Below are 14,278 nucleotides of genomic sequence, written 5' to 3' on the forward strand. Positions count from 1 at the left end.
TGAAGGCTGGCCGATGAAAGGCTTCTGGCGCGACACCGTCGAGTTCTTCCCGATCCTGTTGAACGGCGTCGCACTGACGATCATCGTCACGGTCGGCTCGCTGCTGCTCTCGACGGTGCTCGGCCTCGTCTGGGCGATGATGCGGGTCTCGGGCATCAAGGTGCTGTCGATGCTCAGCGCCAGCCTGATCAATGTGATCCGCGGCATCCCGATCATCGTGCTGTTGTTCTATCTCTACTTCGTGATGCCGGATCTCGGCGTCACGTTGTCGGCCTTGCAGGCCGCAATCCTGGGGCTCGGCATTGCCTACTCGGCCTATCAGGCCGAGAATTTCCGCGCCGGTATCGAGGCGATTGACAAAGGACAGATCGAAGCGGCGCAGTCGATCGGCATGGGCTGGTGGCTGACGATGCGCCGCGTTGTGCTGCCGCAGGCGGTCCGCATCGTGCTACCTCCTTATGGCAACGTCATGATCATGATGCTGAAGGATTCCTCGCAGGCCTCCACCATCACCGTCGCCGAGCTTGCCCTGCAAGGCAAGCTGATCGCCTCGTCGACGTTCAAGAACACCAGCGTGTTCACCCTTGTTGCGCTGATGTATCTCACCATGAGCATTCCCTTGATCCTGCTGGTCCGTCACTTCGAGAAGCGGGCCGGCAAGCGATGATCGAACTGAACGACGTCCACAAGAGCTTTGGCAAAGTCGAGGTGCTCAAGGGCATCACGGCCTCCGTTCAGAAGGGCGAGGTGGTCTGCATCATCGGGCCATCAGGCTCCGGCAAGTCGACCATCCTGCGCTGTATCAACGGCCTCGAAAGCTACGACCGCGGCGAGATCAGTGTCGAGGGATTGAAGGTCGACCGCGACGCGCCGTCAATCGTGAACATCCGTACCCAGGTCTCGATGGTGTTTCAGCGCTTTAACCTGTTTCCACACCGCACGGTGCTGGAGAACGTGATCGAGGGGCCGCTGTATGTGAAGAAGGAGGCGCGTGCGCAGGCGCTGGAGCGCGGCCGCGCGCTGCTCGCCCAGGTCGGGCTCGCCGAGAAGGCCGATGCGCATCCGCCGCAACTCTCAGGCGGCCAGCAGCAGCGCGTCGCGATCGCGCGGGCGCTGGCGATGCAGCCCAAGGCGATCCTGTTCGACGAGCCGACCTCGGCTCTCGACCCTGAACTGGTCGGCGACGTCCTCGGCGTGATGCGCAAGCTCGCCGACGACGGCATGACCATGGTCGTCGTCACCCACGAGATGGGCTTTGCCGGCGACGTCGCCGATCGCGTGCTGTTCATCGACGGCGGCGTCATCGTCGAGCAGGGGCCGGCCAAGGCATTGCTCAATCAACCCCGGCATCCGCGCACGCAGGATTTTTTGCGCCGCGTGCTGCATCCGCTCTGATCGGTCTTCGCCATGAACGTGCGCCTGCCTCTGCCGCCCTCTGTCTATGCCGACACCGCGATCGCGCCGGTCGCCATGCCGCCGCTCGATGTCGACAAGACCGTCTCCGTCGCGATCGTCGGCGGCGGCTATACCGGCCTGTCCACGGCGTTGCATCTGGCCGAGCAGGGTGTCGAGGCATTGGTGCTGGAGGCGCAGGAGCCCGGCTGGGGCGCATCCGGCAACAATGGCGGCCACACCAATCCCGGATTGAAGCACGACCCCGATCAGATCGAGGCCGATTTCGGCGCAGATCTCGGCCGCCGTATGATCGACTTCTCCTACGGCACCACGAATTTCACCCACGAATTGATCCGCCGTTACCAGATTCCCTGCGAGGCGCGGCAGAACGGCACGCTGCGCGCCGCCTATTACGAGGCCAGCGCCGCCGCGATCGAGAACACCGCGCAGCAATGCATCCGCCGCGGCATGCCGGTGTCATTCCTGAACCGCGAGCAGTTGCGCGAGATGACCGGCACCGATCGCTATATCGGGGCGATGCTGGACACGCGTGGCGGCGATCTGCATCCTCTCAGCTATGCTCGCGGCCTCGCGCGCGCGGCGATCTCGGCCGGCGCGAGGGTTTTTGGTGAGACGCCGGCGCTGTCGCTGCGCCGCGACGGCACGCGCTGGCGCATCGCGACGCCGCGCGCGATCGTGCATGCCGAAAAAGTCCTGCTCGCCACCAACGGCTTCACCGACGATCTCTGGCCGGCACTTCGCCGCACCATCGTGCCGGTGTTTTCCTCGATCGCCGCCACCACGCCGCTCCCTGACGCTGTCGCGCGCTCGATCATGCCGACACGTCCCGTGCTCTACGAGAGCGGCCATATCACAGTCTATTACCGCATCGATCAGCAGAACCGCCTGTTGATGGGCGGCCGCGGCCCGATGCGTTGGATAAGTTCGCCGAACGACGTCGCCTACCTCATGCGCTACGCCGAGCGGCTATGGCCGCAGCTCAAGGGCGTCGCCTGGACGCATGGCTGGAACAGCCGGCTCGCGATCACCGGCGATCATTATCCGCATGTGCATGAGCCCGCGGAGAACATCCTGATCTCGCTCGGCTGCAACGGCCGCGGCGTTGCGCTCTCCACCGCGATGGGCGCGCAGCTCGCGCGCAGGCTGATCGGCGGGCCAAAGGTGGAGATCGACATGCCCATCACGGGCATTAAGCCGATCCCGATGCACGCGCTCTGGCCGCTCGGCGTGACGAGCGCCGTCATCGCGGGCCGCGTGCGAGATCGGTTAGGCATCTAGATCGTTAGAGATGTAGAGAAGGCGCCGCCGACGCAGCGCCTTGCTCGATCCGATGTTCAGCAGCGGCCCTGTTTCCACAGGCCGGGCGGGCAGCCCATGCCGCGCCAGCCGACCTTGCGCCCGTGGTACCATCCCGGCGGCGTGCCATGGTGATAATGGCCCATCGCGTGGCCATGGCCATGACCGTGCCCGTGTCCATGACCATGACCATGACCATGACCGCCCTTGGGCAGGGCAGGGCCGGCAAATGTGAGGCCGGCTGCAACGATCAGCGACGCGGCGAGCGCAAGTTTCTTCATCATGTCCTCCACTGGGGCGAGCGCATTTGTCCGTTCAATGAACGAACGGTGGGCAGGTAAGTTCCCTGCCAATGTGGAGGAGTCGTGACGCTCGCGCAGACGCGCAATCGCGCACCAGTTCGATCCGCGTTGGCACAGTGCATCCGTGCGCTCAGCCTTCCACCACCGCTTCGGCCCACGGTTGGAAAATCTCGACCGCGCCTGAATTGGTCTCGCCCTCGCGCATCACCACGCTCGGGCAGGCGAACTTCATCGGTAGCGCCTGCATCTGCGTTTCCTGATAGTCGAATCGCGCCGCCAGCGTCTTGCGCGCGTCCGCCGGCAGGCGCGCATCGCCGATGACGACCGCGCCTTCGCTGGCGTCGATGCGCGGCTGGTGGATGGCGGCATCGAGGTCCATGCCAAAATCCATCGCAAAGGAGACGAGTTGCATCACCGCCGGCAGGATGCGGCGGCCGCCCGAGGCGCCGACCGCGAGGCGCTTGCCATCCGGGGTCTCGGCGATGACGGGCGTGTAGTTGGTGAGACAACGCTTGCCAGGTGCGAGCGAGTTGGTGGTGCCAGGTGTCGGATCGAACCACATGATGCCGTTGTTCATGGGGATGCCGGTGTGCGGCGTGACGTATTTCGAGCCGAAGGTGGAAAGCAGCGTCTGCGTCACCGCGGCCATGTTGCCGTGGCGATCGACCACGGAGAAGTGGGTGGTGCAGGCCGGCGCCAGGTATTCCGCGCCGAGCGAGCGCTTGCCATCGGCATCGCCCATGTCGCCCAGCCGCTGGCGATAGGCCGATTGCAGCGCCAGCGCATATTCGGCGTAGGCGGCCGCGTCCGGTGTGCCGCCCGGCTTCAGGTTCTGCTGCAACAGGCGTAGCGCATGCGCCATCGTCGGTCCGGCCGTGAGCTCCGGCGTCGCAAACACCTTGCCGGCGCGATAGGGAATCGCCAGCGGCTCGCGCAGGTGGCTGCGGAACGCGGCGAGATCCTCCGTCGACAGCGAGCCGCCGTCGGCCTTGATGTCGGATGCAATGCTTCTCGCGAGGTCGCCCTCGTAAAAATCGCGCGGGCCAGCGGCTGCGAGATGGGCCAGCGTTGCCTTCAGCTTGTCCTGCGGCAGCCGCGTCTCGGCCTTGATGCCCCAGGGCGCATTCGGCGGCAGGCCGTCCCTCAGGAAGATGTCCGCGCTGGCGGGATAGCGCCGGAGCTCAGCGGCGGAGCTCGCGATCATGAGCGTCGTCCACCAGTCGACCAGGAGGCCTTCGCCGGCGATCGTCGCGGCGGGCGCGACCAGATCCTTCCACGGCATCCTGGCGTGGCGGCGATGCGCTTCCTCCATGCCGGCGACGACGCCGGGCACCGCGATCGAGCCAGGCCCGTGAATGTTGCGATCGTCCTTAACCCGCGGCCAGGGGAACAGGTCGGAGGCGGCGCCTTCGCCCGTAATCGGATAGTCGGCGACGCGCAGGCTCTGCGGTGCGCACATGCCGTAGTCGATCACTTCGTAGCGATTGTCCTTGGCGCGGTAGAGCACCATCGCGCCGCCGCCGCCCATGCCGCTCATCCAGGGCTCCAGCACGTTCAGCGCGAAGGTCGTAGCGACGACGGCGTCAACACAGTCACCGCCTGCCGCTAGCACGTCTGCGCCGATCTCGGCCGCCCGCCGCGATTGCGCGGCGACGATGCCGCCCTTGGCTCTGACTGCGGGTTTGCGGATGTGCTGGGCGCGGCTGAACTGGTGAGGCATCATGTCGTCTTTGTCTTCGGTTGTCTTGGCTGGCTAGGCGCGCGGACAATGGCACACTGCCGACAACGAGAACATCCAAAGCGAGGAGCGACATGGCTGGTGTGAGGCAGACGCGGGATGGTGCGGGGTGGCAACCGCCTGCCAAGCCCTCATGCCCGGGCTTGACCCGAACATCCAGGTCTCCCGCAAGCGGCCCAAGAACGGCGATGGCCGGGACGAGCCCGGCCATGACGAACACGCAGCGAATAGGACGACGCGGAGCTGCCGCTCAGAGCGAGCGGTTCAACCGGCTGGCCCGATACTTGGCGCGCCATTTCGGGCCGGGCCCGCGCATGTAGTGAAGCTCGGGGCGGTACGGGTCACCGGCGACCCGGATCAAGGTCTGCCACTTGGTGGCCACGAAGTTCAGGGGCTGGCGAAGGAGGCTCAGTGAAGGGAGCAACATTGGCATCACCTCAATGCGGCTTGCCGAGCATGGCGGTGAAGGGAAGATCGAAAATCTCCTCGCCGTCGTCATCGCTGACATGGATCACCCAGTCGCGCCAGTCCTCGTTGCTCGGCGTCAGGATCATCGATCGCATGATCTGGGCGGCGCGGTCGCGGGCCTCGGTGAGATTGGAGACGGCGGCGCCGTAGCGATCGATCAGGGTGCCCTCGGTATTGGAGCAGTGAAAGTAGACCTGGACCATCTACGCCTCCTGTAGGGAGCGATTGGGATGGCAAATTGATACCACCCGAGGCATTCGCGAAACATTCGGGTCGAACCCGGTAAGGGAATTTACGGAGATTGGTCGCCGGCGAGGTCGTTACAGGTTTAATCACAGGCGGGTGATGATCAACTGGACCGCGCTTGGGCGGCTTGGAACAACCTCCGACGAAAGCCGGGGGGCGACATGGGTCCTTCGCGAAGGCAGCGTCGGGAATGCCATCCGCTTCGATCGGAACGGCACATGTTCATTGCGGATTACAAGAGCACGACGTCGTCGCGGCCTGGAGGCTTGCATCTGGCCGCCGCGGGGATCAAGACTCTGCGGCACATTAAGACCATGCGACCCACGGAGTTTTCGAGTGAAAGCCGTCCATACTGAGCTGCACCGCAGCCATGATCCGCAATTCTTCCTGGTTCGCGGGGTCGTCAAGCGCACCACCGAGCAGCCCGAGCGCGCCGATCGCCTGCTCAAGGGATTGAGGGACGGCAAGCATCAGCTGGTCGAGCCGACGAAATTCGGGCAGGGACCCCGCGCGCGCATCCACAGTCCGGAATATCTGTCCTTCCTGAGCGAAGCCTGGGAGGCCTGGACGGCGCTCGGCGATTCCGGCCCGGAGATGATCGGCAATATCCATCCGGTGCGCCACGCGGCGACTTATCCCACCCATATCGTCGGCAAGCTCGGCTGGCACACCGCCGACACGGCGGCGCCAATCGGGCCGGGCACGTGGGCGGCCGCCTGTGCCGCGACCGACGTCGCGGTCACCGCGGCGCAGATGGTGACGGCGAGGATGCGACCTATGCGCTCTGCCGTCCACCGGGCCATCACGCCTATCGCGACATGGCGGGCGGTTTCTGCTTTCTCAACAACAGTGCGATCGCGGCGGCGCATCTACGGCAGAAGCACGAGCGTGTCGTCATCCTCGACGTCGACGTCCATCATGGCAACGGCACGCAAGGCATCTTCTACGGGCGGCCTGACGTCTACACGATCTCGATCCATGCCGATCCGGTTGCATATTATCCGTTCGTGTGGGGCTATGCCCATGAGCACGGCGAGGGTCCGGGTCTCGGCACCAACCTCAACATTCCCCTCGCCATCGGCACCGGCGATGATGGCTACATGCAGGCGCTGGACGTTGCGCGCAAGGCGATCGAGTCGTTTGCGCCGGGCGCGCTCGTCGTCGCCCTCGGTCTCGATGCCTCCGAACACGACCCGCTGAAGGGATTGGCCGTCACCACACCAGGCTTCCGCCGCATCGGCCAGGCCATCGCGAAGATGGGCCTGCCCACCGTGTTCGTGCAGGAGGGTGGCTATCTCTCGGATATTTTGGGCGCGAACCTCACCTCAGTGCTGGCAGGATTCGAAGAGGCGCGGTGAGCTTCAAACATCCCGCTCGCCGCGAACGCCTAGCCGACGTGCTGCATCTCGGCTTCGTCCGCGACCATGTCGAGCATGATCGTGGTCAATCCCTTCGCCGTACAATCCTTCGATCTTGCGCCGACCTCCTCATAGCTGCCGACGAGACGGCGCCGCCAGCTTCAATATCGCTGCAGTTCGTCCGCGGTCAGATCGGGATAACATCCGACAACGCCATTCCCTTCTGATCTGATTGAGCTATTCTTCGAAAGAGTTAGGGAACGCGTCCAGTCTGAGGTGAAGTCGGGCCCCAAATCTATGGTTGAGGGGGGTTCTTCGACGGAATGATGGTCGGGCAGAAATCACCATGCTGGAGAACGAGCCGGGCACGGGAACGGAGAGCGGGCTGAAGCGCTGGCTCGAGGGCATCGGTCTCGGCCACTACACCGATCTCTTTGCGCAGCACCGTCTCGATCTCGACGTCATGCCGGACCTGACCGAATCCGATCTGGTCGAGCTCGGATTGCCGCTCGGTGATCGCAAGCGGCTTCAGCGAGCCATGTCGGCGCTGTTCCAGGCCGAAACGGCAGAGCCTTCGGCGGCAGTGGCGCCGCCGCTAACGCGGCCGGAGGTCGGCGCGGAACGACGCCAGCTCACCACCATGTTCTGCGACATGGTGGATTCCACCTCGCTATCGGTTCAGTTCGATCCGGAAGACGTGCGCGACATGATTGCGAGCTTCCGCGAAACTTGCGTCCGCGTGGTCAAGCATTACGAGGGCTTTGCCGCTCGTTTCGTCGGCGACGGTATCCTGATCTATTTTGGCTATCCGACCGCTCATGAGGACGATGCCGAGCGCGCAGTTCGCGCCGGGCTCGAGATCGTGCGGGTGCTGTCGAGCGCGCACGCGATCGAGCCGCGCGGTGCGCTCAGCCACTCGCCCGCCGTCCGCATCGGGATTGCGACCGGCCTCGTCGTGGTCGGCGATCTCGTCGGACAGGGCACCGAAGAGCGCGATTCCGCGGTCGGAGAAACCGTCAATCTCGCCGCGCGGCTGCAAGGCCTGGCGCCGCCCAACGGAGTCGTGATCTCCGCATCGACCCAAGCGCTGCTGAAGGGGAAGTTCGACTACCGCAGTCTCGGCGTCCATGACTTGAAGGGCATCTCCGAGAAAGCGCAGGCCTGGCACGTGGTGCGCGCCTCGCGGATGGAGACCCGCTTCGCCGCCGCCATGGGCACGCGGCTGACGCCGCTCGTCAACCGCGAGGAGGAGATCGCGCTGCTGATGGGACGCTGGCAGCAGGCCAAAGACGGCGACGGCCAGGTCGTCGTCAAGTTCGGCGAGCCCGGCATCGGCAAGTCGCGCATCATCCAGGAAATCTTCGCGCGGATATCCGCCGATCGCCATGGCCAGGTCTCGCTCCAGTGCTCGCCTTACTACACCTCCACGGCGTTCCATCCGTTCGCCGAGCAGCTCAAATTCTCCCTCGGCCTCGATCGGGAGGATGCGTCCGCGCTGTCGCTGGCGAGCCTGGAGACCGCGATCGCCACCGCGCATGGCGACATCGAGCAGGTCGCGCCGCTGTTTGCCGCGCTGCTGTCGATACCGACCGGCGACCGCTATCCGCGGCTCGACCTTTCGCCGCAGCAGCAGAAGGATGCGACCGTCACGGCGCTGGTCAATCACTTCCTGGGCCTTGCGCGCGAGATGCCGTTGGTGATCGCGTTCGAGGATTTGCATTGGATCGACCCGACCTCACGCGAGGTGATCGACCTGCTGGTCGAGCGGGTGCAGAACCGGCCGATCCTGGTCATCATCACCGCGCGATCCGAATTCCAGCCGAGCTGGAACGCGCATTCGCACATCACGACCCTGGTGCTGAACCGCCTGAGCCGGCCGCTGCGCACGACGCTGGTCGAGCGCGTCGCCGGCAGGGAGCTGCCCAAGGAGGTCGTCGAGGAGATCATCGTCAAGACCGACGGCGTGCCGCTGTTCCTGGAAGAGCTGACCAAGACGGTCCTAGAATCCAACCTCCTGACCGAGCGGCACGGGCGCTACGTGCTGTCGGGTCCGTGGCGGCAGCTCGCGATCCCGGCGACCCTGACGGACTCGCTGATGGCGCGACTGGACCGCATGGGACCGTTCAAGCGGGTCGCCCAGATCGGCGCCACGATCGGGCGCGAGTTTTCCTACGAGACGCTGCACGCAGTCGCCAACACGCCAGCCGAGCAGATCGAAGCCGCGCTCAATCACCTGGAGCAGGCGGGCCTGATCATGCGCCGCGGCCATCCGCCGGACGCGCTCTACTCCTTCAAGCACGTGATGATCCAGAACGCCGCGCATGCGAGCCTCTTGCACAGCGAGCGCCGCAAGCTGCACTCCCGGATCGCCCAGGTGCTCGCCGAGATGTATCCGGAGAAGACCGAGCGCGAACCGGAGCTGCTCGCTTATCACCTGACCGAATCCGGCCAGAGCGAGGGTGCCGCCAGCTTTTGGCTCAAGGCCGGCAAGCAGGCGGCCAAGAGCGGCGCCAATCTGGAAGCGATCGGTCATCTGCGCCGCGGCTTGAGCGTCGTGCAGGCCAATGCGCGCGTGCAGGGCGCCGACCAGATCGAGCTCGAGCTCCGGATCGCACTCGGCACCGCCCTGATCGCCGCCAAAGGCTATGCCGTGCAGGAGGTCGAGCAGAACTACATCCGCGCGCTCGAACTTGGCCAGCAACTCGACGACGACGAAAAGGCCTTCGCCGCCACGCGCGGGCTCTGGGTGTGCCATTTCATCCGCGCCGATCTCACGCGCGCGCACGATCTCAGCGTCGAGCTGTTGAGATTCGCCAAGCGCGAGCGGCTGAACCAGCGGGCGGAGCCGGCGCAGCAGACCGGTTATCTGATCGAGGCGCACCGCGCGATCGCGATGACCATGCTCTATCGCGGCCGCTTTGCCGCCGCGCAGCATCATCTGCATCGCTGCATCAACCTCTACAGTCCCGACCTGCATTCCGGTCTGATGGAGCGCCACGGCATCGATCCCGGCGTGGTCTCGCTGTCCTATCTCGGGTATCTTCTGTGGTTCCTCGGCCGTCCGGACGCGGCGCGCCAGCACAGCGAGCAGGCGATCGCGAACGCCGAGAAGATCCGACATCCCTTCACGCTCGCCTTCGCACTCGTGTTCGGCGCCTATCTCCGCCAGCATTTGCGCGACGTCGAGGGCACGCGTGATCACGCCAATCGCGCGATGATCATCGCCACCGAGCACAATTTCCTGCACTGGAAGCAGCAGGCGGCGATCCTGCGCGGCTGGGCACTGGCTCAGCTCGGCGAAGCCGACGAAGGCCTCAGCCAGATGCGCGTCGGCCTCGACGAGTATGAGGCGATGGATTCCTGGCTCGCCGGCTGCTGGTTTCGCTGCCTGCTCGCGGAGTCCTATGCCAAGCTCGGGATGCGCGACGCTGCCTTGCGGGCACTGGACGGCGCGCTCGCGACCGCAAGACGGACCGGCGATCACTCCTACCTCGCCGAAGTCTATCGCCTGCAAGGCGAGATCACGCTGTCGGACGGTGCCCCGGCATCGGTGCGGGAGGCCGAGGATATGTTCGGCCTGTCGCTGGAGACCGCGCGCAAGCAGGGCGCATTGTCCTGGGAGCTTCGCACCGCCGTCAGCCTGGCACGGCTGTGGCACGAGGCCGGCAGGCGCGAGCACGCAAGTCTCCTGCTTGTGCCCATCGTCGGCAGGTTCAGCGAGGGCTTCTACACGCCGGACCTGAAGCAGGCGATGCAACTGATCAACGACCTCGGTGCGGAGGCGCCCGTTCGTGAACAGGTCGTCCCCTGACATGAGCGATCTTGCCGCAGAGGGTGCGCGCTTCTGCACTGGCACCGCTGCGTTTTCGGGGCATTGAACGGGGTTCCAGGCGGATGGCGAATGCTTCGTTTCATTTTACCTTGATTCCGTTTGTGAGTTTGCAGCGTCTCCCAGCGCGGCTATGACTGCGGCCCGATGGCCCATTTGAGCGCGCCCATGCATTCCGTTGCCCTGCTGACCGCCAGCTACGCCAAGGATATCGAGCGCTTTTCGCTGCTCAGCGAGAGCATCGACACCTGGCTCTCGGGATACACGCGGCATTATGTTCTCGTTAACGATGAGGACGTGCCGCTGTTCGAGCGGTTTGCCTCCGACAAGCGCGTGATCGTTCCGGCCTCGCGTTACCTGCCGAAATGGCTCTTCGCGCTCCCGCCGGCTCTCCAGTTCATCAGCAGCCGGCGCGTCTGGCTCTCGCTGCTCTCGTCACCGGTGCACGGCTGGCACATCCAGCAGATCCTCAAGATCGCCGGCGTTCTCAACGCGCCGGAGCAGCGCGTCTGCATCCTGGATTCGGACAATCTCTTCTTCCGCGAATTCGACGTTGGCCAGTACGCCGGCGGCGAGAAGACGCCGCTCTTCGTTACTCCAAAGGCGATCGGCGCCGACCACCCGTTGCATGGCCTGTGGCTCCGCACCGTCGATCAGCTTCTGGGTATCGAGGAGCGCTCGTTTCCGGCAGACGATTATGTCGGCAACGCGCTGGTCTGGGACAAGGACACTGCGCGGGCGATGACCGGCGCCATCAAGGCGGCGACAGGACTGAACTGGGTCCTGGCGCTATGCCGCAAGAAGAAGTTTTCCGAATACCTGCTCTATGGTCATTTCGTCGCGAGCTCACCCGCGCATCTGGCTGCGCATCGGGTCACGGAAAACAGTATTGCGGTGTCGCACTGGGACGACACGCGTCTCGACCGTCCGGCCATCGAAGCGATGATGCGCGCGGCCTCGCCAGAACAGGTCGCGCTCTGCATCCAATCCTATTCGTCGACTTCGATCGTCGACATCCGCGAGGTATTCCGGTTGAATTCGCGCGACCAGCGCGCGCCGAGCCTGTCGCCTGACCTTATGGGCGAGGCTGCAGCATTCGAGGTGCCGAAAACGCGCTAGAACATGATCCGACCCCGAAGGGCGGCGTTCGCGCAAAATGTGCAGCGGTTTTTCCTCGCGACAAACGCGGAACGCGTTTGCGCGGAGATCATGCTCAAACGATAGCGCGCTCAAGCATCCTTCGTGAACTTGCTGATGACGTCCATGAACGGCTTCGGCTTGAACTCGCCGTCGAGCGGCAGAGGACGGTTCGGCTGCTTGTCCTTGCGCGCGAAGGTGCCGTTGATCCAACTGTAGCGATCCGAGATGCCCCAGGTCAGGATCGAGCGCACCGGTCCGCTGCTTGAGATGGCCGTCAGCAGATCGTCGACGCGCTTGGCGACGATGGCGTCGCGCTCCGCCGGGCTCCCCGCGAGCTTCTGATCGTCGACATCGAGTTCGGTGACGAGCACCTCGAGCCCCCAGGAACGCAGCTCGGTGACGAACTCGGCGAGCCCGTGTGTGTCGATTTCGAGCTCGGCATGCAGATGCGATTGCAGTCCGACGGCGTGAAGCGGAACGCCCTGGTCGAGCAGGTCCATGATCAGGTTGCGGTAGGCCGTGCGCTTGGCGATGAAGGAGTCCTTGGCCGATTCGATGTCATATTCGTTGATCGCGAGCTTGACGAAGGGATCGGCCGCGGCGGCGGTGCGGAAGGCCAGCGGAATCCAGCCGTGACCAAGATGCTGCGTCCAGAACGTGTCGCGCCGGTCGGTGATCTTCTTCGGATTGTCCGGGATCGGCTCGTTGACGACGTCCCACGACGTCAGCTTGTTCTTGTAGTAGGATACGACGGTGCCGATGTGATCGACGAAGGCGCGCTCGACGCCCTTGCCGTCCTTGATCTGCTTGGTCCAGTCGGGAATGTCGTGATACCAGGCAAGCGCGTGGCCGCGCATCGTCAAATCGTTCGCCTGCGCAAAATCCAAGATCGCGTCGGCACGCTCGAAAGCAAATGTGTGCGCATCCGGCCGCAGCATCGGCCATTTCAGCTCGAGCACCGGCACCACCTGAGTGCAATAGGTGCTGATGGCGTCCCCAAGCCGAGGATCGGCTTGCAGGTCCCAGAGCGTGGCCGCAGCGCCAAAGCCCGGACGGCGCTGGGCACGCTTCGACGCCGGCACTGCAGACGCGGATGCCCCCGCCGCGAGCGTTGCGGCGCTGCCGAGCAAGAATTCGCGTCGGTCGAGCCTAGTCACGCGTGAGGCTGCATCGCCGCTTTGGCGATCTCGTAATAGTGAAGCGCGCCCTTCTCGAGCGTCAGATTGTCCAACACATAGTCCCGCGGTGCGAAGTCCCCCGCGCCGACGTGTGACCAGAAGCGGGCCCAGCCGGATCCGAAGCCATCCGCATCCGTGAAGGTCATGCCGCAGCGCGCGTCGAAATAGGGGACCGAGGACACGCCGCCCTCGTACCTCACCTTGTGCGGAAAATATTTCGGATCCTGCCACGGCCCGCCGCGATCCCAGGCAAAGACCGGCACGCCGCTCGACAGCGCCTGCTGGCAGGCGATGCCCTGGCTCTCGTGCTCGCACAGGAAGACCATGCTGCGGCAGCGCGCCAGCGCCGCCTTGTAGTCGTCCTCCCTGTAATGGCCGTAGCGGATCACTTCGACAGTGCGGCCGCTTGCTTCGAGATGCCTGCGGATCGGCTCGATCAGCTCCGCCTCGTAGCGCCCGTAATCCCAGCGGATCTTGTCGTAGAGCAGCACGTCGACGCTCTTCTGCTCGGTTGGCGCTGGTGTCCACAAATCGGTCTCGATGCCGACGGGCCAGGCGCCGACATGGGGCCAGTGCGGACGGAACATGTCGGCGTACCAGGCACATGGCACCAGCACGCGCTTCACGTTGAGATCCTTCAGACTCGCCGGCGCATCGAGCGGGTGGTCGTACATGGCGACGCCGAGCAGCAGCGGGTTTTTCCACTTGAACCAGTCGAGCACGAACGGCCGGCCGATGATGCAGGCCAGTTCCTCGGGGTGCTTCTGGATGTAGCGATAGTCGTTGACTCGGTAGCGGATGCCGAGCCGATCGAGGCCCGCACACAGATTGAGGAGCACGCGCCGCTGGCCGCTGATATAGGACTTGCCAACCAGCAAGCGCCGCAGCAGCGGCCGGAGATGGCGGTCACCGGGAAACCAGCGGTCGTCCCGTTCTTCGAAGAAGAGGTTGAGGACCATCCTGTCGCCGCCAGCGTTGCCGGAGGTTGCCGGCACAAGCGGCGCGTCGGTGCCGCGATGCGGCCGAGAGGCCGGCTTCGCCCGTGCTTGTTCCGCAACGTCCATGTCAGTCACATCAGCACATCGGAGGAGTCGGGGCGACGTTGCGATATCATTGTTTCTTTTCCGTGATCCCGCCGGCCCGTTCAAGGACAGGGCAAATTTAACGCTAACGCGCGATAAGCGCGCGATTGCTCCATTCGCGGTCCGATTTGCAGACTTATGCGGCTATCTTGCCGGCGCCAGCGCGCCGTCCGATCGCTCCACCAAAGTCCAAGTGTTTTAACGCTTCGTTAATCCTCACGGCCG

General features: G+C 64.6%; 11 protein-coding genes and 2 pseudogenes. 6 read left to right on the forward strand and 7 right to left on the reverse strand.

The genetic code is table 11. From position 1 onward, the window contains the following. The first annotated feature begins 13 nt into the window (after positions 1 to 13). The 3 genes from IVB12_RS31185 to IVB12_RS31195 are packed head-to-tail and all read left to right on the forward strand — an operon-like array spanning position 14 to position 2,694. Positions 14 to 667: an amino acid ABC transporter permease gene (locus tag IVB12_RS31185; RefSeq protein ID WP_247305632.1), complete on the forward strand. Its 654-nt coding sequence runs from the start codon at positions 14 to 16 to the stop codon at positions 665 to 667. Continuing rightward, on the forward strand, positions 664 to 1,395 hold the full coding sequence (locus IVB12_RS31190; RefSeq protein ID WP_247305016.1) for an amino acid ABC transporter ATP-binding protein: 732 nt from the start codon (positions 664 to 666) through the stop codon (positions 1,393 to 1,395). Before IVB12_RS31185 ends, IVB12_RS31190 begins: the two co-directional genes overlap by 4 nt. A 12-nt stretch (positions 1,396 to 1,407) precedes the next feature. Further along, complete coding sequence (locus IVB12_RS31195) at positions 1,408 to 2,694, forward strand: FAD-binding oxidoreductase (RefSeq protein ID WP_247305018.1); 1,287 nt, start codon at positions 1,408 to 1,410, stop codon at positions 2,692 to 2,694. Between the two features lie 56 nt (positions 2,695 to 2,750). On the opposite strand, the gene IVB12_RS31200 is transcribed toward IVB12_RS31195, so the two are convergent. The 4 genes from IVB12_RS31200 to IVB12_RS31215 form a co-directional block, all read right to left on the reverse strand. Then, complete coding sequence (locus IVB12_RS31200) at positions 2,751 to 2,993, reverse strand: hypothetical protein (protein WP_247305020.1); 243 nt, start codon at positions 2,991 to 2,993, stop codon at positions 2,751 to 2,753. A 151-nt stretch (positions 2,994 to 3,144) separates the two neighbouring features. Next, positions 3,145 to 4,734, reverse strand: coding sequence for a gamma-glutamyltransferase (locus IVB12_RS31205; protein ID WP_247305635.1), 1,590 nt, complete (start codon positions 4,732 to 4,734; stop codon positions 3,145 to 3,147). A gap of 268 nt (positions 4,735 to 5,002) precedes the next feature. After that, positions 5,003 to 5,179: a hypothetical protein gene (locus IVB12_RS31210; protein ID WP_247305023.1), complete on the reverse strand. Its 177-nt coding sequence runs from the start codon at positions 5,177 to 5,179 to the stop codon at positions 5,003 to 5,005. A 10-nt stretch (positions 5,180 to 5,189) separates the two neighbouring features. After that, entirely contained in the window at positions 5,190 to 5,423 is a 234-nt protein-coding gene (locus tag IVB12_RS31215; protein ID WP_091884042.1) for a hypothetical protein, read from the reverse strand. A gap of 379 nt (positions 5,424 to 5,802) precedes the next feature. Between IVB12_RS31215 and IVB12_RS31220 the strand changes: the two are divergent. Beyond that, a pseudogene (locus IVB12_RS31220) lies at positions 5,803 to 6,824 on the forward strand (histone deacetylase family protein). Positions 6,825 to 6,853: 29 nt separating this feature from the next. On the opposite strand, the pseudogene IVB12_RS31225 reads toward IVB12_RS31220, so the two are convergent. Next, positions 6,854 to 6,970: pseudogene (locus IVB12_RS31225) on the reverse strand (LLM class flavin-dependent oxidoreductase); the annotation flags it as partial. Between the two features lie 200 nt (positions 6,971 to 7,170). Between IVB12_RS31225 and IVB12_RS31230 the strand changes: the two are divergent. Next, entirely contained in the window at positions 7,171 to 10,635 is a 3,465-nt protein-coding gene (locus tag IVB12_RS31230; RefSeq protein WP_247305026.1) for an AAA family ATPase, read from the forward strand. Positions 10,636 to 10,821: 186 nt separating this feature from the next. Further along, on the forward strand, positions 10,822 to 11,772 hold the full coding sequence (locus IVB12_RS31235; RefSeq protein ID WP_247305029.1) for a DUF6492 family protein: 951 nt from the start codon (positions 10,822 to 10,824) through the stop codon (positions 11,770 to 11,772). Between the two features lie 110 nt (positions 11,773 to 11,882). Here the strand turns inward: IVB12_RS31235 and IVB12_RS31240 are convergent, their stop codons facing one another. Continuing rightward, entirely contained in the window at positions 11,883 to 12,950 is a 1,068-nt protein-coding gene (locus IVB12_RS31240; protein ID WP_247305032.1) for an endo-1,4-beta-xylanase, read from the reverse strand. Continuing rightward, entirely contained in the window at positions 12,947 to 14,035 is a 1,089-nt protein-coding gene (locus IVB12_RS31245; protein ID WP_247305035.1) for a glycosyltransferase family 1 protein, read from the reverse strand. The genes IVB12_RS31240 and IVB12_RS31245 overlap by 4 nt, the downstream gene beginning before the upstream one ends. Positions 14,036 to 14,278 lie beyond the last annotated feature (243 nt).

This window comes from Bradyrhizobium sp. 179 (assembly GCF_023073535.1).
GTDB lineage: Bacteria > Pseudomonadota > Alphaproteobacteria > Rhizobiales > Xanthobacteraceae > Bradyrhizobium.